Raw genomic sequence first — 25,590 nt, 5'->3', positions numbered from 1 at the left:
AGCATTTAATCAATACCATTCAATGAAAGGATTCTAAGACAATATGAATAAGACAACATGGGCACTATTGAGTGCTGTATTGGTGTTAAGTGGATGTCAGCAAAAAGAAGTGGCAGCGACGGTGGTTCAGCCTTTGCTGCAGCCAACCGATAGAGCTGATATATATCAGGATTATTTACACCGTGATATCCGCGATGACATTTTCTATTTTGTACTGCCCGATCGTTTTTATAACGGTTATAGTCGCAATGACAATGGTTCGACTAGCGAGAGTATTTCGCAAGGTGGCGTAGACTTAACGTCACCCCGTGGTTTTCATGGTGGCGACATTAACGGCATTGAGCAGAAACTGGATTACTTACAAAATCTGGGTATAACCGCTATTTGGATGACGCCATTATTGCGTAATAAAGCGATTCAATCTGACGGCATAGCCCATCACGGATATTGGATTGTCGACTTTACTGAAATTGATCCACATTTTGGCAGCAATGCTGATTTAAAACAGTTGATTAAAGCAGCACATCAACGTGGTATTAAAGTGTTTTTTGACATTATTACTAATCATACAGCCGACGTGATCAAGTATCAGGAATGCCATCAAGCTTCGGGTGAGTTTATAGAACCGAATACTCAGTGCGAATTTAAATCATTAGCTCAAGTTGCAAATGGCGACAGTTACACGCCGTTTGTACCTCAAGAACAAGCGAATGTGAAAGTCCCTGAATGGTTAAACGACCCACGTTTTTATCACAATCAAGGCGACAGTACCTTTAAAGGTGAAAGCTCGTTAAAGGGTGATTTTAATGGTTTAGACGATCTCAATACCGCGGATCCTGAAGTCGTTTCAGGCATGGTTGAGATATATCAAAACTTAATTAAAGAATTTAAGCCTGATGGTTTTAGGATTGATACCGTTAAGCATGTCGATTTATCATTTTGGCAAACCTTTAGCCCTGAAATCGTTAAGTTTGCCAAGGCGCAAGGTATTCCTCAGTTTCATGTTTTTGGCGAGGTGTACGATACCGATCCTAAAAACCTGAGCATATACACCACAGAGGGCAATCTACCGTCAGTATTAGATTTTGCTTTTCAACAAACCGCGGCTGATATTTTCTATCGTAAAAAGAGCCCGCTGTTAGCACAGCAATTATTTGCCCAAGATACGCTTTATCAAGACAGCGATAGCCAAGCCGATTTGTTAATGACCTTTTTAGGTAATCATGACATGGGGCGTACGGGCTATTTTATCAATCAAGCGCAAGCGAACATGCCTGCGGAAGATAAACTGCAACGGAGTATTTTGTCGCATGCGTTTATGTTTTTATCTCGGGGTATTCCGGTCGTTTATTATGGAGACGAGCAAGGGTTTACTGGCGATGGTAAGGATATTGACGCGCGAGAAGACATGTTTGCCTCTAAAGTGGCGAGTTACAATGACAACGTGTTACTCGGCAGTAATGCCACTACTGCGGTTGATAACTTTGATGAAAAGCATCCACTGTACCAAGCCATTGCTCAGTTGAGCGCACTGCGTAAACAATATCCAATACTGCGTCGTGGGCAATATCAAGACCGTTTTTACCAAGCCGATAACGACATGTTTGCATTTGCGCGAGTAGACCCTCAAACGGGTGCCGAGCTGTTGATGGTATTTAACAGCGGCGAACAAGCGCAAACGATTAATGTCATTGCACAAGGGAACACATATCGTTTAATGACTTCATGGCCTGTTGCGATAGTCTCATCGGATGATGTGAGCGCACCGGCAGCAGCATTGAGCGTGACCTTACCTCGATTAAGTTATGCTATTTATACCAATTAGCATTAATAAGTGCCCCCTGAGAATGCTGCCAGCGGTTTTTGATAATACCAAGGCGACTTAACGAGCAGACATAAAAAATGGCTATCAATTGGATAGCCATTTTCCGTTTAAAGGCGTTGAAACTACTTTTGTAATGCTAAATAGTTAATCAACCCGATGATGTCATCGAGCGTGCGCATTTCATTTAAGTTAATCGCGTATTTATCGTTAACAATAAAAGCCGGCACACTTTGTACGGCATACATCTCTTGTTGTTCACGCCATAAACCCAGCTTTTTATCGGTTTCAGCGCTGTATGCTAAGGTGTCGTATTGGTTTGCATCGACGCCTAATTCAGCAAAGACTTTCTTAATGTCATCACGGTTATTAATCAACGATTTGTGCTCATGGCCCGCAGCACTATGGTCATGGCCAGCGTTGTTATCTTTACCTTGTATTGCACCAAACATGGCAATTTTTAAAGCTTCTTTGTTGTCTAGCTCATGGATAACCGCTAACGAGCGCATTACTTCTGTGCCTAAATCACTGTTCATGAAGTCGACGTGTTTACTGTCGAAGGTGACTCTTTTGTCTAGGCCTTTTTTGATTTCTGGTAGGTACTGACTTTCCATGTTGAAGCAGTTGTGGCAATAAAAAGAGAAAAACTCAGTCACCTTTGGCTCAGTAGGCACCATGTTATTTGATATTTGAGTGTAGTGTGTTCCTTCAACATATTGCGCAGCAAAACTGGTGATAGGGGCAATGGCTAATGTGACGGCTAAAGCTAAAAATTTAAACATGAATACCTCAAAATGGAGATGGAAATGGATAAAGCTATGCTGTTAATGATGGCATAAATTGCCAAAATCAGGGGCAGAATTTGTGTGATCAAGTAGCGATTTACGTTAAATAATGAGTCGGCATTAAGCCACTAAGCTTTAGTCTCGCAGGGTTTGCCAAGCTTCACAGACTTCGCGGAATCGTTCCGCGTTACCTTCATCACGATCAGGGTGCCATTTTAGCGCCAGTTTACGCCATTGCTTGCGGATGTCTTTATCGGTCGCGGTGGCATCTAACTCGAACACTTTTAAAGCATGACCTTTATGCATTAATTGAACATTAACGCCGATATATTGTTGGTAACTAGACCAGAAAGACTCGAGCATCTCACGCACTACGTTAACGCTAGCATCGTAATTAGCCCAATCAAGGTAGTAGTCACGCAGAGCGCCATCTCGAGTATGTTCGACATCGGCATTGCTGGGGATTATTCTAAAAATTTGAATTTCCATTGCTTTTACTTGCAGCCATTGTCTTGGCATTAACATGTCTTGCAATTCATATAGGGCATTCATTAATAGAAAATTACGTTTGAAGAGATCTTTTTCCGGCATGGGGTCAAGGTCGTGCATTAACCCTTTTGATTGCAGTTCACTGGCTAAATGATGGACTTTCCAGCTGGTATTCGATGACTTTAGTAACGTTAATACTGGCCAAATTAAGGGGTTGTCGCCTTTAGGCACACTCAATACACGGGCATCAGTTGTTAACGACTGCGCGTTTGCAAAATGATTCTGTGAGTTTTTGTCGAGCAACATAGTGGCGTATTCATCCTGAATTGGCGGTAAAATCAACGTGTCGGTTAAAAAACACTATGCCATAGCCGCCGTGAATGACAAGTAGATTTTATCAATTGGTTGCGTGCAAAGACGCGAACGGAGAGGCATACCCTCGGTGCCTTAATTTAACCGAAATAACTCAGTCAATGTCACCATGTGAGCACATTAATGGTAAGTTATTTATGAGGATGGGGAATTAATGTAGATTTTGATCAATTAATTCTGATTCTTACAGGCAAGATAATTTTATTTGGTATAAAATTCTCCGCAACAAATTAACAAGGGGCTTAACCAATGACAGATAAACATTATATTAGCGCACAACAACTTTTAGAAGATTCATTTAGACTGGCTGCGCAAGTATATGACAGTGGTTTTAGACCGCAGTTTATTGTGGGCATTTGGCGCGGCGGAGCTCCAATTGGTATTGCTGTTCAAGAATATTACGACTTTAAAAAAGTCGAAACCGACCATATTGCCGTGCGTACTTCGTCTTATTACGGTATTGGTACTGATAAGCAAGACAAAAACATTAAAGTACATGGTTTGCACTACATTATTGAAAATGCCAATGCCAGCGATGGTTTGTTAATTGTTGATGACGTATTTGATTCTGGCCGCAGTATTGATGCCTTAATCGGTAAGTTAAGAAAGTTTATGCGCCTAAACATGCCAAACGACATCCGTATTGCTTGTCCTTATTACAAGCCCAAAAATACCAAAGTCGATTTGAAACCAGATTACTTTATTCATTCATCTGAAGATTGGTTAGTGTTCCCGCACGAAGTATCAGGATTAAACCCACAAGAAATCGCGGAAGGTAAAGCCGACTTTAAGAACATTCAAGAGCTATTTTTATAAGCAAAACAATGTAAAAGTCGTGCGGCATATTTAGTCGCGATTTTACTTAGAACTTTGTTTAAAGTTTGCTAAAATAAAAGACTATGCGAGTGCGCCAACATACTCATGTCAATTAGATGATATCAGTATGTTGGCGCACTTTTTTATCCGAATTGAGCGAAATTTAGTTAACATTATGGTTTCTGTAGAATTGTTTACCCCCGAGGCTCCGGTAAAGCGCCAACTTGAATTGCTCGCACCTGCTAAAAATGCTGATTACGGTATTGAAGCTATTCGTCATGGTGCCGACGCGGTTTATATTGGTGGCCCTGCGTTTGGCGCGCGTCATAATGCTGGTAACAGCGTTGAAGACATTGCTCGCTTAGCGGAGTTTGCTCATCGTTATCATGCCCAGGTGTTTGTTGCCTTAAACACCATTTTAATGGATAACGAAATAGACAAAGCGCAAAAGCTGATATGGGAACTTTACGAAGCCGGTGTTGATGCCTTGATTATTCAAGACATGGGCGTATTACAGCTAGATTTACCGCCAATTGCCTTGCACGCCAGCACGCAAACAGATAACCGCAGCCCTGAAAAAACCGTGTTTTTTGAACAGGTGGGTTTCTCGCAGGTGGTATTAGCGCGTGAGCTGAATATTCCGCAAATTCGTGATATTGCCGCAAGCACAAAAATGAAGTTAGAGTTTTTCATTCATGGGGCATTGTGTGTCAGTTACAGCGGTTTATGTAACTTAAGTCATGCGTACTCAAATCGCAGTGCTAACCGTGGTGAATGTTCACAAATGTGTCGCTTACCGTGTAACTTAACCACGCGTGATGGCGACGTATTAGCGGAAAACCAGCATTTGTTGTCGCTTAAAGACAACAATCAAACTGACAATTTAGAAGCCTTGATTGATGCTGGTATTAGCTCGTTTAAAATTGAAGGCCGCTTAAAAGACATTACCTATCTTAAAAACGTGACCGCTCACTATCGCCAGCAGTTAGATGCGATTATTGCCAAGCGCAATGATCTAGAATCGATATCTCATGGCCGCTGCGAGTTTAACTTTACCCCCGACCCAGATAAGAGCTTCAACCGCGGTAAAACGGACTATTTCGTTAACGAGCGAACAGAAGCGATTGAGCATTTTAGTTCACCTAAGTTTATAGGTGAAAAAATTGGCCGGATTACCCAAGTTGGTAAAGATTTTATCAAAATCGATCCGAGCGAAAGCGGCAAAGATATTCACTTTAACAACGGCGATGGCTTGTGCTATTTCGTTGAGCATTATGAAACTCAGCGCCTGTCTGATGACAAGTTGTCTGGCTTACGCGTTAATCGTGCTGATGGTAACACCTTGTACTTAACCGAAGTGCCAAGAGATTTGAAAGTCGGTGTAATGATGTTCCGTAACTTTGACCATAAGTTTGAGGCCACATTAAACAAAGACTCTGCCACGCGTAAAATCAGTGTCGATATGCAATTTTTTGACACAGATGACGGTGTAGGGCTAACGGTGACGGATGCGCATAACATTAGTGTTACAGCGACATTAGCGTGTGATAAAGCCCCGGCAAATGACCAGGCTAAAACGGCCGAAAACTTAAAGAAGCAATTAGGTAAATTAGGGAGTAGCGATTTTGTGTTAAACAAAATCAACCTGCAAACTGAGCAAATGTGGTTTTTACCGGCATCGATGGTCAACGAACTGCGCCGTGATGCCGTGAGTGAATTAATGACAGCAAGGGTTGCGGCCTATCAACGCCCAGAGCGTTGGGTGCATGATAAAGAAGCGCGTTTCCCGCAAAAAGCCTTGAGCTTTTTATCTAACGTGGCCAACGAAAAAGCCAAGTCGTTTTATGAACAGCATGGTGTGATTCAAATCGAAGACACCTACGAAAAAAACACCGTGTTGCATGATGCGCCATTGATGGTCACCAAGCATTGCTTACGTTACAGCTTTAATTTGTGCCCTAAAGAAGTTGAAGGCATTAAAGCTGACCCAATGTTTTTAGATGTAGGTAAAGATAAATTAAAGCTGGTGTTTGACTGCCATAAATGTGAAATGATGATTGTGGGCTCAAACCAGTTAGTTAAGCAGCAATAACGCGATCAAAAAAAGCGTTAAAAATAACCAATAATAGCTGCCCAAACTCGTGCTTATCGAGTACACTGCGCGGCTGAAATTTCATGGGTTTTGTCCCGTGATACCCAAAGTAGGATTGAAAAGATTATGAGCGATAGCAAAAAGTATGGTTTACGTGTAACACAAGTTGAAAACACGTGGAAAACCGAAATCACTCGTCGTATGACAGCGACTAAAACCCTAGTGTCTAAAAGCCAAGATGGTTTTGCTTCAGAAGCAGAAGCCATTGCATGGGGCGAGCAGTCTCTACAGGGTTTCCTGTCTAAGCAAGCAGATCGTAACAAGCGTAAAACAGAAAAGCATCTTAAAGCGAAAAGCTTAGCAGCGGCAATTGCAGCTGAATCTGCCGTTGATGAAGATGAGCTATTTGACGCAGAAGACGAAGACGACGAAGAGTTAAACTAACATTTTACAATGGTGTAAATGTTATAGATAAGTTTCAATTTTTGTATGTTCAGGATAGGATATACATAATTAGAATGATTTTTAGTCAACTTATCGCTACATCTTGACCTAGCAAGGATGACATTGGGATGAACAAGATTGCTGCAGTTATCAGCTACGCGGGGTGCGTTGGAATATTCAGCTTATTCCCCTATACCGCGTATGCTACTTTTCCAGCATTGGTCACATTAGAATCTGACAATGATGCTTCTGGCGTGCTTGTCATGTCTAGCGACGTCAAACGGCTAACGACTGTGTCGCAAACCTTCGGCTTTTTACCTCCTCTTTCATGGAAACTCGCTTTTAACGAAAAGCGCGGTGATATGACCATGGCTGAATTTATCCCTGCTAACGAAACCCTTAATGATTGGTCTAGCCTAGTGTGTATGCAAGGCTTTAAAGGGCTTGCCGAAGATGTTGAACCTGAAGAGTTTTTAGATTCAATGGCAGACACCTATAAAGAACATTGCCAGGGTGAAGTGATTTATCAGCAATTAGGCAGCATGAAAGTGGAAGGCTATGAAGCGGTGCATGGTTTGCTGGGGTGTACGAGTATGCCCAATATTCATAATGCTTCAGCTATTGTGTCTGAGTCTTACGTTACCAGCCCGCGTGGCGAGATGGGCTACTTTACGGTAATTAGCGATGATGAAGATATTTTTTTAGTGCATAAATCCATTCGTACCGCCGTATTTACTGCCGAGTCAGCTCCCGTCACTCAAAGCAATTATCGCGAGTTTATGGCTGAGCCTTAAATTGAGCTAACGTGAGTAATCTGCGCGTTGTTTTAATGCTTAGCGACTATCAGCAACGTGCTGATTCCGTTATAATCCTATCGACGTTTATGGCTGTATTTATCAATCTATTCAGCCATTAGACCGTTATTTTATATTTATTTCAGTTTAGTCAATCTTTACGGTGCCAATGTTGAGTCATATCGACCCATTGGAGAATCGGGAAACCAGTGAAAGTCTGGTACTGCCCCCGCAACGGTGATAGGTGAGAGTCCAATATGCAATGCATATTTGCTTGGCTCGTGTGTACTGTTATGTACCGCAACCTCAGTCCGGAGACCGGCCATAAAGGTGATTTCGATGATTTCGGTGGGCAGATCTCGAGATGTGATGTTATGCCGTTTTTGGTTTACTCAGATGAGTAAGCCGCAAAGTGGTGGTCAATGTTGCGGCGCTATTGCCCCATTTTTCCTTTCAGGAGTTAAAGGTAAATGGGTACTAAACCAACTACAATCGCACTATTAATCAGTGCCATGCTTTGCGCAACGAGCCTTAACGCTGTTGCAGCACCAACCTCAACACAATCAATACCAAGTGCCTCAACCGCGTCTAATACAGACGTTAAAATGGATGAGACGATTGTGGTGATTGGTCGCAATCAAACCAACCCGTTAAATATTGCTGCCAATGTGAATGTTATCGATGCAGCTGACATCGAAATGAGCGGCGCAAATAATTTAACCGATTTACTGCGCGGCCAATCCGGTATTCAAGTGTCAGATAATAATTCTGGTACTGTGTTTTCGATGCGCGGTTTTTCAGCTTCGCAAGCGGTTAATAATACCCTTATTTTAGTCGACGGCCGTCGGTTAAATAATATCGATATTTCTGCACCAAGTGTTGAATCCATTCCACTTAACTTAATTGAACGCGTTGAGATTTTGTCAGGCAGTGCGGGTGTATTGTATGGCGACCAAGCGGTAGGCGGCGTGATTAACATTATTACTAAAGCCCCAACAGAAACCGCTGGTGGCTTACAAGTCAGTGGTGGCAGTTTTGATACCTATGAAGTTAAAGGCGATGTCTCTGGTGCCATCAGCGACACCTGGCGTTACTTTCTAGCGGGCAGTTATAACGAAAGCGATAACTACCGTGATAATAACGACAACGAAACTGGCTCTATTCTAGGTCGTATTCAGTACCAAACCGATGTTGAAGATTTTTATGTAGAAGTGAATTACTTCGATAATGATCGCCAGGCTCCAGGGGCGTTAAGTTTAGCGCAGTATGAAGATAACCCTCGCCAAGTCGCGTCTTTTTCAGACGGTGAATATTCTCACGAAATCACTACCGCTGTTCGCAGTGGCTATCAATATCAACTTACTGATGTATGGGCGCTGGGTGCTGATTTAACGTATTCAGACACTTCAACGAGCAGCTTATTGTTTGGCAGTGCAGGGCATATTGATCGTGATTTATTGAGTTTCTCACCAAAAGCGACCGCGAATTATCCGTTAGCAAATGGTGCTTTAACTATGGTTGCTGGTATTGATGTAAGCCGAGGAGAGGCTGACTTTGACACCTTATATATTCAACGTAATAACGAACAAACCATGCAAAGTGCTTATGTTCAAGCGACTGTGCCGTTAACCTCAACATTGTCATATGTAGTTGGTGGTCGTTATTCTGAAGTGACCGACGATTTAACTGATCAATTATTGTATGCAGACGGTATTGAGCTAGATAACGATGCTCATGCATTGGAGTTAGGTGTCAATTATCGTCCTAGTGTTGAACATCGTTTTTACGTTCGCGCCAATGATAACTTCCGTTTTGCAAAAGTGGATGAACAAGCCTATACGCCATTAGACGTGCAAGGATTAGATCCGCAAACTGGGCGTTCTTTTGAGGCAGGCTGGGATTGGACGGGGGCAACGCAAACCGTTAAGTTAAACCTTTATCGTCTTGATTTAGAAGATGAGATTGTTTACGACGGTAGCCGTACTGACGGACCTTACGGTGGTGGTGCAAACGTTAATGCAGACGAATCTCGCCGTTTTGGTATTAACACGAGTTATGAAGTGCAGTTATCAAATGACTGGTTGTTAGGTGCTTCGTACGACTATATTGATGCCGAATTTACTCAAGGTGAAAACGAGGGTAAAGCACTATCATGGGTCGCTGAGCATTCAGGTAAAGCGTACATGAGTTACGATTTTGCTGATCATTGGCAAACCTTTGTTGAAGGCGTTTACACTGGCGAGCGTTACATGGAAGGCGACAACAGTAATGCTGGCGATAAGCTAGACAGTTATGTACTCACTAATCTCGCGTTAAACTATCAGCGTAATGCCTGGACTGCGAGTTTACGTGTCGATAATTTGTTAGATGAGGAGTATGTTGGTACAGGTTATTACTCGTCTTTTGGTAATGGTTATTACTCAGGCACTGGCCGAGCGTTTAGATTAACCGCGGGTTACCGCTTTTAATCAACTCAGCTAACTCAGCTTAAACACCAAAGCCAGTAAACTATTACTGGCTTTCGTTTTGATATATCGTTAAATTAATTTATAGCCTGATTCTTTCACCAAAGGTAACTGATGCATATGACAAATCTTGAACAACAAGTGCTGACTCAAGTTCAAGCGATTATTGGCAATGAAGAGCAAGTGATTGGTCGTCGTGGTATTTTGATACCATTAAAAAAGGCACTGATTAACGAAGCAGATATTCGCATTGTTATTGATACAGTTTCTGCCGATCCCGCACTTGCCGCTCATTTATTACAACGCAGTAATACAGCGCAAACCGCAGGAGTTGTGTCGACCAAAAGCCGCAGTGTAAAAGATGCATTAATTCGTTTAGGTCAGGTGAATATTTACCGTTATGCTTTTTCGTTTTATTTAAAAGAACGTCTTGATGAACTCGCCGAGCCATACAAAAAGTTAGTGCAGAGTTACTGGGCGTTAAACGAAAAAATAGCACATGATTGTATCGAACTACTGCGGGCAGAAAACGAAGCTGGAGCAGGAATAAAAGTCGATGCTGATGAAGTGCAAACCTTGGCCTTGTTTAGTGTGTTTGGCCAGGTGATAGCCTTAACGGCATTTGCGTATTTAAATGCTGAACTGCCAAGACCTGTGTCTTTAAAAGTGCTTAAGTCATTGATTGACCAACAGCAACAAAAACTGTCTTTAGAGGCATTTGAGTCTTTAGGCTTAGATGATGATTTACGTGAAGAGTTTTTAATAGCGCATAACTTACGTCAAACACAAAACCCTGACTCTGCAGGACTTGTGCTTCGACGCGTGTTAGCTAAACGGAAGCTATTGATTAATCCGTTGTAATGCCATGCCTTCACTTGCAACAAGCTCAAGCCACTTTTGAATCAAATTAGCATTAGTGGCGTCTCGGCGATAAGCGCCAAATAACGGACGCTTAAGCCCTTCTGAACCTAGTTTTACCGCTGCCAAACTTAAGCCCTGGCTTTCACGAATTGACCATGTTGGTAACGTCGCTACGCCATCATTACAAGCTACTCGTTGCAATAACATTGACGTTAAGTCGCATTGCTTTTGCTCACCAGGTTCAATACCTGCAGGTTCTAAGAAGTGCTTGTAAATGTCTAAACGAGCTAACGGCACAGGATAACTAATCAAGGTTTGTTTCGCTAAATCTGTTGGCGTTACGTAGGCTTTTTTCGCTAACGTATGCTCACTCGATGTCACGAGTTTTACTTCAAAATCAAATAAATGTTGATACGCCACACTGTGTCCTGGAACTGGATCAGAGGTGAGCACAATATCTAACCCGCCTGTTTCTAGCGCATTAAGTGAATCAAATAAATGGCGGCTTGAAATATCAATTTGCGCTGCTGGAGCATGTTGCTTAAATTGCTCAATAACCGGCATTAACCAGCGAAAACAACTGTGGCATTCAATACCCAATTTAAGCTGCTGGCTTTCTCCTTCAAGACCGCGTTTAAGATCTGACTCTGTTGCAATCACCTTTGGTAAGATTTCTTCTGCTAAATTCAGCAGTCGTGAACCTTCATGAGTGAAAGTTAACGGTTTACTTTTTCGAACAAAAATAGCTGAGTTAATACGAGTCTCTAACTCTTTAATTTGATGAGAAAGTGCTGACTGGGTTACAAACCGCTTTTTAGCGGCGCCCGCCAAACTGCCACTTTCTTTTAACGCCATCAAGGTGCGAAGGTGTCTAAGCTCTATCATTTTCTCTCCACATGAATCTTGCTCAACTAGCTGATGAAATCAATTCGATTGCTTGGCAGCAGAGTAACACAATAAACTTCTAGACGTCCAGACGCCTGTATGAGTTTTTTTACATATTTAACTATTAATTTTAGTTAATAAAGCGACTTTGCTGTATACAATATTCAATAACTGAGATTTGCATCATTACAGAACGAGTAAGACGATTAATCAATACATCATCTGGGTGAGAAATATTGTCCTGACTGCGTCATATGATTGAAACCATAACGCCTCGCACGATAGAAAAAAGCGAACAGACAAGCTTAAGGCTATACTGATAAAGGATTAATCATTTATTAATAGCGCTTTAATGATCTGAAAATAAGGAGCTAAGCATGAGTCATACTTACAAGATAATTGAACTTGTCGGTTCATCGCCAATCAGCAGCGACGAGGCAGTAAAAAACGCCATTGCTCAGGCCAATAAATCGCTAAAGCACTTACGTTGGTTTGAAGTAATAGAACCCCGTGGTCACCTGGAGGAGGGGTGATACCAATTCCAATAATTATGTGCTCAATCAGAGTCACTCAGGTTTTTCAGTTTGAGGCGCATTGTTGAAAGAATGGCTGTTCCCTTGTAAAACAATGCAACAAAGAAATGGGAAGCCTGAGTGACTCCCAAGGGCGGGTTTCTGCACTTTTTATGCTGCTTAATATGATTTTGACGTAGAACAACTATGTCTACAATCCTATTACTTGCCTAAAAAAGCGCAGAATTCCCGCTGAATGACCAGATAATTATTGGAATTGGTATTTTGCTCACTGGCAAGTCACCATAAAAGTGGGCTTTACATTAGATGCTTAACATCATGACGGTTTAGTCTGACTCAGACGAAAACACCTACAGCCTAGGCGTCTCTTGGTAAGCCTTTTTGTACTGAGCGGATGACTCGTTGAGTTTTACGTGAAAGCGCCTCTTGTGGCGCTTTTTGCTTTTGTTGTTCTAGGGCCCAATCGATATGCTCTAGCACCATGTCATCGACTTCATTGCTGAGTTTACGTTGCTCGAGTGCGGCAATGATATCGGGATTTGCAGGTGCATTACCTAATGCAATGGCGATGTTACGTAGCCAGCGTTTATGGCCGATACGTCTAATTGCACTGCCTTCGGTTTGGCGTAAAAACACGGCCTCAGACCAATTAAATAAGCTGATTAAGTCCGGTTGGATGAGAGATGGACGGGTATGAAAGTCGCTTTCATGGGTTAATGGTGCTTTGCTGTTAACTGGGCAGACTAATTGGCAATCGTCACAACCATAAATTCGGTTACCGATTAAAGGTCTAAATTCTTCAGGGATCGCGCCCTGCAACTCTATCGTTAAATAAGAGATACAGCGCCTAGCATCAACGACATATGGCGCAACTATCGCATCTGTAGGGCATGACTTTATGCAGGCAACGCAAGTGTTACAGCCTTCTTCAATCGGAATATCTAAAGGTAGGGGGAGGTTAATGAGCAGTTCACCAAGGAAAAACCAACTGCCAGCGTCGGGGTGTAAAATCAGTGAATGTTTGCCCGTCCAGCCCAGTCCAGCTTTGTCTGCCAGTGGTCGCTCTAATATCGGTGCAGAATCGACAAATGGTCTAAAGTCGGTGTCTTCAAATCCAAGGGTTTTGCAGTGTTCAGTAATCTTATCACCGAGTTTTTTAAGCCGTTGACGGATCATTTTATGGTAATCACGTCCACCCGCATAACGCGAGATATAGGCTAAGTTTGGGTTGGTTAAATTACTGGCAAAACCGGCATCAGGTGGCAAATAATCCATACGTGCACAAATGACTCGTAAGCTGCCAGGATGTAACTCATTAGGCCTGGCGCGCATCATGCCATGGCTCGCCATGTAGTTCATTTCACCGTGATAGCCTTTATCTAACCAGTCTTGCAATCCCGCTTCGTGTTGGCTTAAATCAATGTCTGCCACGCCAATGTGAGCAAAACCGAGTTCTTTACCCCAGAGTTTGATTTGTCGGTTGAGCGCATCAAGCTGAGCCGTTGTCAATGGACATGGCTCAGCTGATTGGCTGGTAAGATCGAGATGTTGATCTGGATTTGATTCTGGGGTCGTTGCAGTCATAACACTATCATTGAGTAAACACGCAGAAATTATACCCGTTTTACTCGGATTTAACACAGTTTCTGCCCGCTGCTTTGGCGGAATAGAGCGCTTTGTCGGCTTTGAGTAACAATGGCGATAGCTCTACTTCGCTACTGTAGCTTGCAACCCCAGCACTGACGGTTTGTGCTAAGTTAGGCGCAATTTGCTGCCAATCATAATGTGCAATGGTTTCGATTAAGCGCTCCGCAATTTCGATGGCTTTGGTTTTATCGATGTTAGGCAATAATACTAGAAATTCTTCACCGCCCACTCTGCCAACCACATCGGTGTCTCGCATCATACTGGCACAAATCGATGCCAGTTTAACCAGAACCTTGTCACCAATATCATGACCAAGTTGGTCATTAACACGTTTAAAATGGTCGGCATCGAAAGAGATAATCGAAAAAGGTTTGCCAGAGAGTTGAGCCACTTTTAAAAAATGCTGCCCCTGTGAATAGGTATCACGCCTATTTGATAATTTAGTTAGCTCATCGGTGAGTGCAAGGCGTCTAAACAACTGTTTTCGCATCAATTGTTTATAGGCGAAAATCGACACAATGATTAAAATAATCGCCACTAAGATAATAATGATTATTTGCATGTTTTCGTTGCGCTGCATTATCTGCAATTGTTGCTCTTTGTCTTTGTCTCGCTGCACTAACAAGTCGTTTTCAGTTTGAATTTTGTGGGTATCAAAACGAGTTTGCATTTCAGACTTTCTGTCTGACATGGTTTGCTTGTCGAGTGCTTCGTGTGAGTCAACATAGGCCGATAATGATTGATAGGCCTCAGGCCATTGCGCTAGAGCTTGATAAACCTCACTTTTTAAGCGTAAAGCTTGGTTGAGCCCACGAGCATTTTCGCTGTAAATAAAGGCTTTTTCGGCTTTTTGAATGTACTCTAACGCTTGGGCATTATTGTTGAGTTTGGAGTGGACTTGGGCAAGATATAAATTCATATAACTATAATTGCCATTATTATCAGATTTAATCTGTTTTTCGGCTTGTTCAAGTACCAATTTTGCTTCATCTAAACGATTTAAATTAATTAAATTACCACCCATACTGATCGAAGTATCTGCAGCGAAAATGTACTCTTTTTCGTTGAGCCAAAACTCGTATGTTTTTTGATAGCGCACAATCGCTTCCTGAAACCGACCGAGCTCTTCGAGTGACATGGCTATTTCGTTGTTCGTTCGGTTTGCTGCAAACTTCTGTTGGTTGTCAACGTAGTACTGTTCAAGTATTAATTGATATTTTAACGCTGTTGTCGCATCGCCAAAGCGCCTGTAACTGTTGGCTAGCTCACTTAAATTGACGTTAGCCCAATAAGGAATATTAAGGGTTTCATATAAGTTTTGCGCTGTGATGAGATCTTCTAATGCGGCTGAAAAGTTACCCATATAAGATAGTATTGAGCCTCTAATACTGCGTCCGTCCGCAATAAGACGTGGGTCTTCAAGCAAATAAGCATTGTCGATAGCGCGATCTAAAGCCTCAAATAGTGAGCTGTTTTGACCTAAATTATGTAAGTACCATGTTTTGCATAATTGCAGATCAACCTGGATAAGAGATGGGCTGGGTTGGGCATATATTTTAAGGTATTCATCGGCATAAGCTATAGCTGCCGTCATTTGCTCGGTAGTATCAGAAGGCAAGCTCCAGCATGTTAAGCGGATATGTAATTGCTGCCTGACGGTATCATTTGAGGCTAAACTGTTTTTGTATTCTTGTAGCAGTTCGCTCACTTCGTCGTCGGGTAAAAATTTGCCGCTATCAAAAAGCTGATAAATTTCATCTGCTCGTTTATTTTCGATAGAATTGGCATATGCAATAGTACTCAATCCCATCAAAAGCATGAGTACGATAGTGCGAGTCAATTGCGTTATTTTTAGCGTAAACAAAGTGTCAGAGTTCCAGCATTCATTATTATTTTAGGCTTAACGTTTCCAAGAATAGCGTTTTTTTGTATCAATGTCTTGCGGATGAGTTTTTCGCGGTCATTATATTATGTTAATGTTTTGTTATACTTGTTTTTGGCATGTTCAGCAGGCGTTTTTGTGTCCTTTTTGCAATAATAATATCGATGTTGACGTTTGCATTCACATAAGTACGCGAGTATAAAGACGCCTTTGTGATTGTGGCTTCATATACACTTTGCTCTGAATAGCCTTGCAGAGTCGCCTTAAAAGCGCCTGAGTGTTGACCACATATTATGTACATAGTTGCTAAAAGTAGAGAGAACACCATGAGTAACGTTGATCAGCAATATCAAGATGTAGCCAAACAGATTTCGTACAATGTAGCCAATAAAGTGCTACCCATGGACAAATTACCAGAAACACTTCAAGAGGCTTACGAAGGCTTATTTAAAGAGCTGATTGAAGATAACGCTAACGCATTTGCTCACGCTTGGGATGCTCTGCCAGGCAGTGCACAGAAGTTAATGACCAAAGCTGAATTCCATGGCTTTTATATTGCCAATGCGTGGATGCAATTAAGCCGAGTTGCACAAGAAATTGCCGACAGTGCGGATTCTGAAGAAGAAATGAATAATAATGAATACGATGGCGTATTCGGTCGTTTAGCTGAGCAGTCGCTTAAAGAGTGTATCCGTAAGCTTAAAAAAGCCCGTACCGATCGTTCTATGTTTAATAGTTTTAAACAGGTGATGTCAGCTTAAGCTATGTTCAGTGAACATAAAAAATCCCAGCTAGGCTGGGATTTTTTGTTTTAAGACGCTTAATATTAATTAAAATGCGGTACGTCTATAGCGACGGTATTCTGGCTCCCAGAAGTTTGCTTCAATCGATTGCTGTAAAAGCTCATCGGTGCACGGTAACGCTAAACCTTGATCAATCGCTGTTCTTGCAACCGCAAAGGCAATGTATTTACTGACTTCTTGAATATCTTCAAGTTTTGGCAATAACGAACCCGTACCGTTTTTACCCAGTGGTGAGCATTCAGATAACGCCTGGCTTGATGCCATTAGCATTTCATCTGACACGCGTTTAGCACCGCAAGATAGCACCCCTAAGCCAATACCAGGGAAGATAAAGCTATTATTACACTGGGCAATTTCATAGGTTACGCCATTAACCACAACTGGCTCAAACGGACTGCCTGTTGCCACTAAAGCTTGACCTGATGTCCAGTGTAAAATGTCTTTTGGTGTTGCTTCTACACGGCTTGTTGGGTTTGACAGTGGGAACACAATAGGGCGTTCGCAGTGGCTGTGCATGGCACGAATAATTTCTTCGGTAAATAATCCTGGCGCGCCAGATACACCAATTAACACGGTTGGCTTGGCGTTGTTAACCACATCCAATAACGAAATATTGTCGCTGTAGTTATCCCAGCCATTAACGCGATCGCATTGCTGAGCTAACTTCTGTTGGAATGGTAGCAAGTTAGGCATGTTGTCTAGCAACAAGCCCCAACGGTCAACCATAAACACTTGAGAGCGTGCTTGCTCATCACTGATGCCTTCAGCAACCATTTGCGCCACAATGGCTTCGGCAATGCCGCAACCTGCGCTACCGGCACCTAAAAAGGTGATGCGTTGTTGGCTTAGTTTGCTGTTAGCTGCTTTACAGGCGGCCAGCAATGAACCTACTGTTACAGCAGCAGTACCCTGAATGTCATCGTTAAAACTACAGTATTGATCTTTGTAGCGTTCCAGTAATGGCATGGCATTTTTTTGCGCAAAATCTTCAAATTGGATTAATGCATCTGGCCAGCGACGGCTAACAGCTTGCATAAATTCTTCAACAAATTCAGCGTATTCTTCACCGCCAATACGTTGATGACGCCAGCCCATGTACATAGGGTCTTCTAACAAATTCGGGTTGTCGGTACCCACATCTAAGGTAATGGCTAAACAATAAGCTGGGCTGATGCCACCACAACTGGTGTAGAGTGATAATTTACCAATTGGGATCCCCATCCCACCAATACCTTGGTCGCCAAGGCCTAAAATACGCTCACCATCAGTGACTACAATCACTTTTACTTTATGACGAGTAGAGTTGTTTAGGATGTCATCTATACGGTCTTTGTTTGGGTATGAAATAAATAACCCGCGGTTACGACGATAGTTTTTTGAGAAACGCTCACAGGCTAAACCCACTGTAGGGGTGTAGATAATCGGCATCATTTCGGTGATGTGATTACGCAATAATCGATAAAAAAGCGTTTCGTTGGTGTCTTGAATGTTGCGCAGATAAATATGTTTATCAAGGTCGTTATTGAAACTCTTAAACTGGTCATATGCACGCGATGCCTGTTCGTCGATAGTCTCAATTACCCAAGGTAATAAGCCTTCAAGGTTAAAATAAATGCGTTCTTCTTCGCTAAATGCAGTGCCTTTGTTAAGCAGAGGAGATTCAAGAATCGCAGGACCAGCGAAAGGAAGATATAGGGGGCGTTTATTATCGTCCATGGGTAACCTTTATAAGTGTGTTTGTGATTAGAATATTTTCAAGATAGATTATCACGTCTGATGTTTTTTGTGGTCTGTTAAGTGACTAAAATCACGTTTTTTATTATGAACTACAGTCCTACTTCAAATGAATACATTCAATAAGCTTTGTTTGAATTCAAACGCTAGAGACAAAAATGCGCAGCCTAAGCTACGCATTATTAGCGTGTTGCAATGTGGGTCATTGCGACTTTCTCAGAAAGCTTACATACCGCGGTGTTTAATCGATAACCCTTTTACAAAGTTACGTAACACTTGGTCGCCGCATGTTTTATAGTTTTTGTGGTCAGGATTACGGAAAAGTGCACCTAGCTCGGATTTAGACATGGCAAAATCTGCTAAGGCTAATGCTGCAATAATATCTTCTTCACGCATTTCTAGTGCAACACGCAGTTTTTTGAAAATAAGATTATTGGTTAATTGCTTTAATGGTGCAGGCACTTCTGTACCTTGCTTTAAGCCACGGTTGTTGATAATCAAACCATCTAAAAACTGACACATTAATTTGTCGTTACAAGCTTGATAACCTTCTTCTTCCTCTTTTTTCAGCAGCGCAATAATTTCATCTGTGGTGATTTCGGTATTAGCTTGGCTGAAAACATTAATCATTTTGGCATTTGAAAAGTCAAAAACAAAACGAATACGGCGAAGAATATCATTGTTAATCATAAGGTTCTCTGGCGCGGCTGCGCATAAGTGGTTTAGGTCAAGTGACGAAGCGCTATTATAGCGAGTTATGTGCGATCCGTCAGATTATTCGTCAGTTTTTAGTCGATTTCTTATTGCCTGGCGAATTTTGTCATGTAAACCAAAAACACGCTCCATGTTGTCTAAGTCCCATGAGGTATTTTCTAAAATAACCACACTTAATTGTACTTGCGGATAATAGAGCATCAGGCTGATGTAGCCGGGTAAGTAACCGCTATGGCTATACTCTAATAATTCTGCTTGTTGGCTAATTTGCAAACCATAGCCATAACCGAGTTCACCCCAGCGATGTGGCCTATTGGCACTGGCTGTCGACATGGCTTTGACACTGGCTGATGATAGAAAACGCTGTTGCTGTAAACCAGCAATAAACGCGGCAATACCTTGACTACTGGCTTGCATGGCGCCAAAAGCAATAAAACTATCATCGATTGTGAGCTCATCTAAAAGCACTCGTTGCTGTTGTTGCTCCATAAACCCGGGGACTAAATGCGGCTGATTCGCATACATAGCCGTGATTTCACCGACATCAGCACTGATGTCGAGTTTGTATTGTTTGGCGAATTGATTAACTAAATCAGAGTAGGGCATGTGGTAGCGTTGACTCAGTATATCGCCAAGTAATTTGTAGCCATAGTTAGAGTAACTAAATTGGCTAGCAGGAATAAATTGTGACCTCGTATTTAAGCTGGCCGGTTTGGGCGGCAAAATGCCCGCGGTATGGTTAAGCAGTTGCGCAACAGTGACGGGATGTTCAGTCACAATATTCAAATAATCAGTGATGTCATCGTGTAAGGTTAATTTTTGCTGCTCAACCGCACGTAAAACTAAAGTGGCAGTGATGGTTTTAGAGATTGAATCAATGATAAATCGGCTGTCTTTGACTATGCCATCTCCTGCTTGATAATCGACATAGGTTTGTTGATTATCGTTTATCAATATCCTACCGCTAAACGGCCTTGAGTCATTATCAATAATGGTTTGAACATCTGTGTTGGTAAAACTGATTCCAAAAGCAGTTAAAGGCAATAAGCTTAAGCTGAGTAATCCGCAAATCTGCGCTGTTATTGATTTTATGGCTTTGAGTTCAAGCATGGTTAAGCTCATCACTTTTAAGCCAATCATTTTGTTAAATACCAATAAATAAACAACAGTGCAAAACTGACTAAGTACACTAACCCGAGCCAAGACAGAGCCACCATAACAGGGCCATAACGATGCTCTTGAGGTAAGTTTTTACTGGTCATTAAGCGGAAGTTTAGCCAGGCAAAAATGACCGTGGTCATAAAGGCAAGGATCATCACAAATTCAAGTAATGGAAGCAAAGCTCCTTTAAAGAATAAAATAAGCATTAAGCCGAGTGCACTCACACCTAACATCACCGGCGTTAAATAACTGCGTGGCGACGTATTATTAGACAGCAGCTTCCAGCCCATATCCAAAGTGCGGCTGTAACCATCTATGACGGTGACAGTGGTGCTGAAAATACATAAAAAAGCCACAATACCAATCAAATAACGGGTTTCATTGCCCATCACTTGGCTATAAAGGGTGATAAGTTGTGAGGCAAATACCGCGCCTGAATCAGAGAAACGCTCGCCACTGCCGTGCATCACGAGTGCGCCTAATGCTAAAAACACAATCGCGAGAATGGCGGTGGTGACATAGCCTAAATTGAAATCAAAAATGGCCTGTTTTGCGGTGACGGTTTGGCTTTTGCGTTTTTCAATGAGCCACAATGAATTCCAGGCACTGACTTCAATGGGCGCCGGCATCCATCCCATCATCGCCACTAAAAAGCCTACGTAAGCCCATTGCCAGGGTGATTCACTTGCCAATGGCGTTGCCAAACCCGTTTGGTGATTAAAGGCTAATGCGACGGCGATTAACGTCGTCAGGGTAAGGGCAAACATAATCACTTTAGTCATTTTGTCGAGCAGTGTGTAATGACCAAAAATCAATAACGTTAGCGAGCTGAGTAATACCATCAGTGCTAAAACATCAATTGATAATGGCACAAATTGCGTCAGCATTGCCGCGGTTAACATGCAAACCCCTGCTGTACTGGCAATCGCTGCGATGACATTAAGCCCCGTAAATAGCATTAAATAGCCTCTACCTTGCTTTTGATAGCCTTGAAGTAGGCTTTCATCTGTGGCAGCTGTATAGCGCGCGCCTGCGGCAAAAAAGGGATATTTTAGGATGTTGACGAGTAAAATCAGCCAGGCTAACTGCCAGCCAAACTCGGCCCCAGCACGAGTAGAGGCAACTAAATGCGATGCGCCAATGGCTGCGGCAGCCATTAAAATGCCCGGGCCTGTGGCTTTTAAAAGAGTATGAATTTGAGTAGTAAAAGAGATATGTTTATTTTTATTCGACATGATAAATAGCAAAAACCTATTGTGGAGAGTGTGGCGTTAACGCTTGTTCAATACGCAGCAAAGTAGCATTCATTTGTTGCAGGTTCTCAAGCAATAATTGATCGATATCGACGTTATCTACAACCGTAGATTGACGCTCTGTTAGTAATGATTTTTGCAATAACACCTTTTCTCTAAACGCTTGCACATCGACAACGCCGACTAAATTGATCAACGACCCCATACCCGATTGCCCAGCCGTTTCGACGGTCAGTTTGTGTATACCAAACACCCGCATTAACGGCCCTTGGATAAGCGCCATATCGGTTATTTTATCCAAAGGGACCGTGTTCTCTGTGCGGGTTAATAATCCTTTACGCACAATCAGTTTTTGGGGAGTCAACTCAGCACTCATATTGGCAATATACCGTTTGGTTGCCCATAAACCTAAAGGAAACCACAGCAATAACAAAGGAATACCAACAATACTCACTGAAATTAACAACGCACCTGAGACAAGCCAGTACAGGCCTAGGTTTGCATGAAAGTGTGCACTAACTTGCTTTTGATCACTCATCTGACCTCCATATAAAAAGAATTTAAATTCACTTTTTTTGATTGTTTATTCTTGATTAAGTGATTGGTTGCATTTACATTACGGCATTGTGCTTACAATGTATTGACATTGTTAAAATTTAACATAACTTGAACACGTAGATTAGCATCCAAGAAAGTAGTAAGCGGTAATGTTGTTGCCGCAGTTTGCAGTAGTCATGGATATAAAACAATAAATTAACGTTAAGGATGATCATGAAAAAAACTACCCTATTACGAAGCGCCTGCGCTATCGCTGTTTCACTCTCTTTTGCTCCTGTTTCACTTATTGCTCAAGCGGCTGATGACGCTCAAGCAAAAGTTGAACGCATTGAAGTAACGGGTTCTCGTATCAAACGGACTGATATTGAAGGGCCTTCGCCAGTACAATCACTCAACAAAGACGATATTGCTAACATGGGTTTTGACAACCTACAGCAATTACTTGAACGTATGCCTGCTAACGGCTCTGGTGCATTTTCTACCCGGGGTAACAGCCAGGATTCTACCGCAAACGGTGGTGCATCAATCAGTTTACGCGGCTTAGGCCCAGATGCGACATTGGTGTTAATCAATGGTCGTCGGGTTGGTTCGAGTGCATTTGCCGAAGGTATTTCAAACTCATTTGTTGATATTAACAACATTCCGGTTTCTGCTATTGAGCGTATCGACATCCTAAAAGATGGCGCGTCAGCCATTTATGGTTCAGACGCTATCGCGGGTGTGGTGAACATTGTCTTGAGAAAAGACATTGAAGGCATTGAAATTAACTTAGGTTATGGCGACGACAGTGGTACGGGTTATGACGAAACCACAGCAAGTTTAGTGTGGGGCGTAAAAGCCGATAAAGGCAGCGCGTCAGTTATTTTAGATTATTTTACTAACGGTACTTTATCTGCAGAAGATATGGGCCGTTTTGGCACAGCTTATCAATCACCTTACGGTGGTGAAGATTACCGTTCATCACGTGGCTATCCTGGCTATTTTTATGTGAATGGCGTGCAAACCATTGACCCTGATTGCCCTGCAGATAGCGTCAGTGATGATTATTGTTTGTTTGACTATGGCCCATACAACATGACCATTCCTACTTCTGAACGAGTAGGAGCAATTGGCCAGTTTGATTACATGTTAGGTGAAGATTTAACGGCATTTTTGGAATTGTCTGTACAACACAACACTTCTGAAGCCGGCGGTGCACCAACGCCATTGGATGAAAAAGCAAAAATGACCGTACCTGGTACTCATCCAGACAATCCTTTTGGGCAGGATATTGATATTGGCCGTTACCGTACCGTTGATGCCGGCGCACGTCGTTGGGACATCGAATCAGATACCATGCGTATTGTGGCTGGTCTTCGTGGCGTCATAAATGATTGGGATTGGGAAGTGTCTGCGCAGCGTGGCCGCAGTGAATCAACGCAAACAGGCGATCGTTCACAAGGCTGGGTAAGAACTGACTACTTACAAGCTGAAATCGATGCGGGTAATTACAATCCATTTGGTGGCGTAGCTAACTCGCAAGATGTGATTGACCGTATTACCACTAGTTTAGTTAGACAGGGTAAGTCGAGCATTACCGCCTATGATGCGAGTATTACTGGCCATGCATTTACTATCGCAGATCGCGATATCATGATGGCAGCAGGTGCAGAGTATCGTGAAGAAAGTGTCAGTGACATTCCAGATGAGCAGTTCCAGCGAGGTCTGATTTTTGGAACTGAAGCGGTATCTGCATTTGGTTCGCGTGATCAACATGCCGCCTACGTAGAATTATCTATTCCTGTTGCAGATAATTTTGAATTACAGTTAGCCGGTCGTTATGACAGCTACAGCGATTTTGGTTCAACCACTAACCCTAAAATTGCCTTCCAATGGGGCATTAACGATGAGATAACGGCACGTGGTTCTTGGTCTACGGGGTTCCGTGCACCCTCACTTGCGCAAATTGGTTTAGGCCCATCAGAAAAGAGTGATTTTTTAATCGATAGCTATCGTTGTGCCGCCGACAATGTCGACTGTGGATTATTAGATTATAACTTTATCTTTGCCGGCAACCCTGATTTAGATGCTGAAGAGTCTGAAACCTGGAATATTGGTATGATTTGGGCACCAAGTCAGCAGTTTGATATTGGTTTTGATTTATTCAATATTGTTCAAGATAACAAAATTGATTCACTGCAAAACCAAGAGCTTTACGATGAAAACTGTGGCGATCAAAACAGCACCGTGTGTTTACGAACTGCGCCACAAGCAGGTCAAACATTTGGGTCGATTGATGTGATCAAATCTGGATTTGTTAACATCGGTTCGCAAGAAGTGCAAGGTATCGACTTATCGACTCATTATGGCCTTGAGCTAAGTAACTATGGCGATATTAAGTTCGGTTTAGAGTACAGCTACTTGATCAGCTTCGAAAAAGAAGTTGATGGCGAGACTATCGATTACACTGGTGAGTACGAGTATCCACAACACCGTTGGTTAGCGACAACTAACTGGATGATGGACGACTTTGCTGCCAACGTAAACTTAAGCTACATCGGCGAGTTTGAAGATTACAACAAAACGCGTACTGTTGACGCGCAGTTGTTAGTTGATATGTCTGGCTCATACCGCATTAATGATATGTTTAAACTGTCGGTTGGTGTAAATAACGTGTTTGATGAAGAACCATCATTTGCGATTGGTGACGGCGATGCAGATCTTTACGGTTATGCAATGGGCGTACATAACCCACTAGGCCGTTATGTTTACACTAAAGTGACAATGAAGTTCTAATTTGATAGTGATATGAGTGGCGTTAATCCGGCTTTAAAGCTGGATTAACTGTAAGCTCATTAAGCACCACTAAAAAGCCACCTAACACTCAACGTGTTAGGTGGCTTTTTTAATTGTCAAAATTGAGTGAATGCTAGACCGCAATCATTTTGACGACAATATTGATTAAAGCTGAGTCGCAGCCCATTTTGCACGGCTTTCACGACTTTCACTTGCGCCAGTGTCTGCGCGATAAGCTTTGTACGCTTCGGCATCCAATGCCACTAAACTCACATCGACTTCAAGCAACAATTTACACTCTTTTTTAATGCGCCATGCTGCTGTGTTATACAATTCAGTTAGCGGCAATGAGCTTAAAAACTCTGGGTTATATTGAGTGTAAAGCGCTTGAGTTGGGTAAACCACAAACGCTAAACGGCGCTTTGGCTCTTTTTTAAATAACTCTTCAATGCCATCGGTGGTGTTTAGCACTTGCATCTCGATAATGTCATCGATATCGAGTAATTTTTTTTGTGCTGGTACGGGAGCATCTTTTTCGCCAGCTTCCCAGGCCAATACATCTTCGTTGCTGGTGGCACTCAGGCTGGCAACTTGTTCAGTTGTTAGGCCTAAAGATAAGCGTAAATATTGCATTTCAATCGCGTTCAAGCCGGTATTCTTAGACATGTTTATTCCTGTATTTCTATGCGTTAACGTTTATTGTAT

General features: G+C 42.3%; 21 protein-coding genes and 1 riboswitch. Of the genes, 10 read left to right on the top strand and 11 right to left on the bottom strand.

The annotated features are described in order from the left end of the window. Positions 1–43: 43 nt before the first annotated feature. Positions 44–1,825, top strand: coding sequence for an alpha-amylase family glycosyl hydrolase (locus ACROAE_RS01535; RefSeq protein ID WP_432399162.1), 1,782 nt, complete (start codon positions 44–46; stop codon positions 1,823–1,825). 122 nt (positions 1,826–1,947) lie between these two features. Here the strand turns inward: ACROAE_RS01535 and ACROAE_RS01530 are convergent, their stop codons facing one another. Then, on the bottom strand, positions 1,948–2,604 hold the full coding sequence (locus ACROAE_RS01530; protein WP_432399161.1) for a thiol:disulfide interchange protein DsbA/DsbL: 657 nt from the start codon (positions 2,602–2,604) through the stop codon (positions 1,948–1,950). Between the two features lie 138 nt (positions 2,605–2,742). Further along, positions 2,743–3,402: a DNA-J related domain-containing protein gene (locus ACROAE_RS01525; RefSeq protein WP_432399160.1), complete on the bottom strand. Its 660-nt coding sequence runs from the start codon at positions 3,400–3,402 to the stop codon at positions 2,743–2,745. A gap of 315 nt (positions 3,403–3,717) precedes the next feature. Between ACROAE_RS01525 and ACROAE_RS01520 the strand changes: the two genes are divergently transcribed. The 6 genes from ACROAE_RS01520 to ACROAE_RS01495 all read left to right on the top strand — a co-directional run bounded on the left by ACROAE_RS01520 (position 3,718) and on the right by ACROAE_RS01495 (position 10,940). Beyond that, positions 3,718–4,284, top strand: coding sequence for a phosphoribosyltransferase (locus tag ACROAE_RS01520; RefSeq protein ID WP_432399159.1), 567 nt, complete (start codon positions 3,718–3,720; stop codon positions 4,282–4,284). Between the two features lie 175 nt (positions 4,285–4,459). Next, entirely contained in the window at positions 4,460–6,376 is a 1,917-nt protein-coding gene (locus ACROAE_RS01515; protein ID WP_432399216.1) for a peptidase U32 family protein, read from the top strand. 126 nt (positions 6,377–6,502) lie between these two features. Beyond that, positions 6,503–6,820: a DUF3622 domain-containing protein gene (locus ACROAE_RS01510; protein WP_432399158.1), complete on the top strand. Its 318-nt coding sequence runs from the start codon at positions 6,503–6,505 to the stop codon at positions 6,818–6,820. A 128-nt stretch (positions 6,821–6,948) separates the two neighbouring features. Next, positions 6,949–7,614, top strand: a complete 666-nt coding sequence (locus ACROAE_RS01505) for a hypothetical protein (protein WP_432399157.1) — start codon at positions 6,949–6,951, stop codon at positions 7,612–7,614. 144 nt (positions 7,615–7,758) lie between these two features. Beyond that, a riboswitch (cobalamin riboswitch) is annotated at positions 7,759–7,955 on the top strand. A 129-nt stretch (positions 7,956–8,084) separates the two neighbouring features. After that, positions 8,085–10,082, top strand: coding sequence for a TonB-dependent receptor (locus ACROAE_RS01500; RefSeq protein ID WP_432399156.1), 1,998 nt, complete (start codon positions 8,085–8,087; stop codon positions 10,080–10,082). Positions 10,083–10,199: 117 nt separating this feature from the next. After that, positions 10,200–10,940 (top strand): HDOD domain-containing protein, encoded by a 741-nt coding sequence (locus ACROAE_RS01495; RefSeq protein WP_432399155.1) that lies wholly within the window; start codon positions 10,200–10,202, stop codon positions 10,938–10,940. Here the strand turns inward: ACROAE_RS01495 and ACROAE_RS01490 are convergent. Continuing rightward, the gene (locus ACROAE_RS01490) at positions 10,920–11,825 is read right to left on the bottom strand and encodes a LysR family transcriptional regulator (RefSeq protein ID WP_432399154.1); all 906 of its coding nucleotides are present in this window, start codon (positions 11,823–11,825) and stop codon (positions 10,920–10,922) included. The two genes, ACROAE_RS01495 and ACROAE_RS01490, sit on opposite strands and share 21 nt — an antisense overlap. Positions 11,826–12,202: 377 nt before the next feature. Between ACROAE_RS01490 and ACROAE_RS01485 the strand changes: the two genes are divergently transcribed. Beyond that, entirely contained in the window at positions 12,203–12,358 is a 156-nt protein-coding gene (locus ACROAE_RS01485) for a dodecin (RefSeq protein ID WP_432399153.1), read from the top strand. Positions 12,359–12,715: 357 nt separating this feature from the next. On the opposite strand, the gene queG is transcribed toward ACROAE_RS01485, so the two are convergent. Both queG and ACROAE_RS01475 read right to left on the bottom strand, forming a co-directional pair. Beyond that, the gene (gene queG, locus ACROAE_RS01480; protein ID WP_432399152.1) at positions 12,716–13,942 is read right to left on the bottom strand and encodes a tRNA epoxyqueuosine(34) reductase QueG; all 1,227 of its coding nucleotides are present in this window, start codon (positions 13,940–13,942) and stop codon (positions 12,716–12,718) included. Between the two features lie 40 nt (positions 13,943–13,982). Then, positions 13,983–15,809: a tetratricopeptide repeat-containing diguanylate cyclase gene (locus tag ACROAE_RS01475; protein WP_432399151.1), complete on the bottom strand. Its 1,827-nt coding sequence runs from the start codon at positions 15,807–15,809 to the stop codon at positions 13,983–13,985. A gap of 404 nt (positions 15,810–16,213) precedes the next feature. Between ACROAE_RS01475 and ACROAE_RS01470 the strand changes: the two genes are divergently transcribed. Continuing rightward, positions 16,214–16,648, top strand: a complete 435-nt coding sequence (locus ACROAE_RS01470) for a DUF3069 domain-containing protein (RefSeq protein ID WP_432399149.1) — start codon at positions 16,214–16,216, stop codon at positions 16,646–16,648. A gap of 69 nt (positions 16,649–16,717) precedes the next feature. Here ACROAE_RS01470 and ACROAE_RS01465 read toward each other — a convergent pair whose 3' ends face one another. The 5 genes from ACROAE_RS01465 to ACROAE_RS01445 form a co-directional block, all read right to left on the bottom strand. Next, positions 16,718–18,406, bottom strand: coding sequence for an NAD-dependent malic enzyme (locus ACROAE_RS01465; protein WP_432399148.1), 1,689 nt, complete (start codon positions 18,404–18,406; stop codon positions 16,718–16,720). Positions 18,407–18,649: 243 nt separating this feature from the next. Continuing rightward, positions 18,650–19,114, bottom strand: coding sequence for a DUF1456 family protein (locus ACROAE_RS01460; protein WP_432399147.1), 465 nt, complete (start codon positions 19,112–19,114; stop codon positions 18,650–18,652). Positions 19,115–19,198: 84 nt separating this feature from the next. Then, positions 19,199–20,278, bottom strand: coding sequence for a serine hydrolase domain-containing protein (locus ACROAE_RS01455; protein WP_432399146.1), 1,080 nt, complete (start codon positions 20,276–20,278; stop codon positions 19,199–19,201). After that, on the bottom strand, positions 20,275–21,534 hold the full coding sequence (locus ACROAE_RS01450) for an NRAMP family divalent metal transporter (RefSeq protein WP_432399145.1): 1,260 nt from the start codon (positions 21,532–21,534) through the stop codon (positions 20,275–20,277). Before ACROAE_RS01450 ends, ACROAE_RS01455 begins: the two co-directional genes overlap by 4 nt. A 16-nt stretch (positions 21,535–21,550) precedes the next feature. Continuing rightward, positions 21,551–22,090 (bottom strand): PH domain-containing protein, encoded by a 540-nt coding sequence (locus ACROAE_RS01445; RefSeq protein ID WP_432399144.1) that lies wholly within the window; start codon positions 22,088–22,090, stop codon positions 21,551–21,553. 233 nt (positions 22,091–22,323) lie between these two features. On the opposite strand from ACROAE_RS01445, the gene ACROAE_RS01440 reads away from it, so the two are divergent. Continuing rightward, positions 22,324–24,885: a TonB-dependent receptor gene (locus ACROAE_RS01440; protein WP_432399143.1), complete on the top strand. Its 2,562-nt coding sequence runs from the start codon at positions 22,324–22,326 to the stop codon at positions 24,883–24,885. A gap of 165 nt (positions 24,886–25,050) precedes the next feature. Here the strand turns inward: ACROAE_RS01440 and ACROAE_RS01435 are convergent, their stop codons facing one another. Continuing rightward, positions 25,051–25,551 carry a DUF4447 family protein gene (locus ACROAE_RS01435; RefSeq protein ID WP_432399142.1) on the bottom strand — a complete coding sequence of 167 codons (501 nt, stop codon included), beginning with the start codon at positions 25,549–25,551 and terminating at the stop codon, positions 25,051–25,053. Positions 25,552–25,590 lie beyond the last annotated feature (39 nt).

Origin of the sequence: Shewanella sp. MF05960 (assembly GCF_050849305.1) — a bacterium.
Taxonomy (GTDB): Bacteria; Pseudomonadota; Gammaproteobacteria; order Enterobacterales; family Shewanellaceae; genus Shewanella.
The sequence above is the reverse complement of the archived record's forward strand: the minus strand, read 5'-3'. Positions and strand labels throughout refer to the sequence as shown.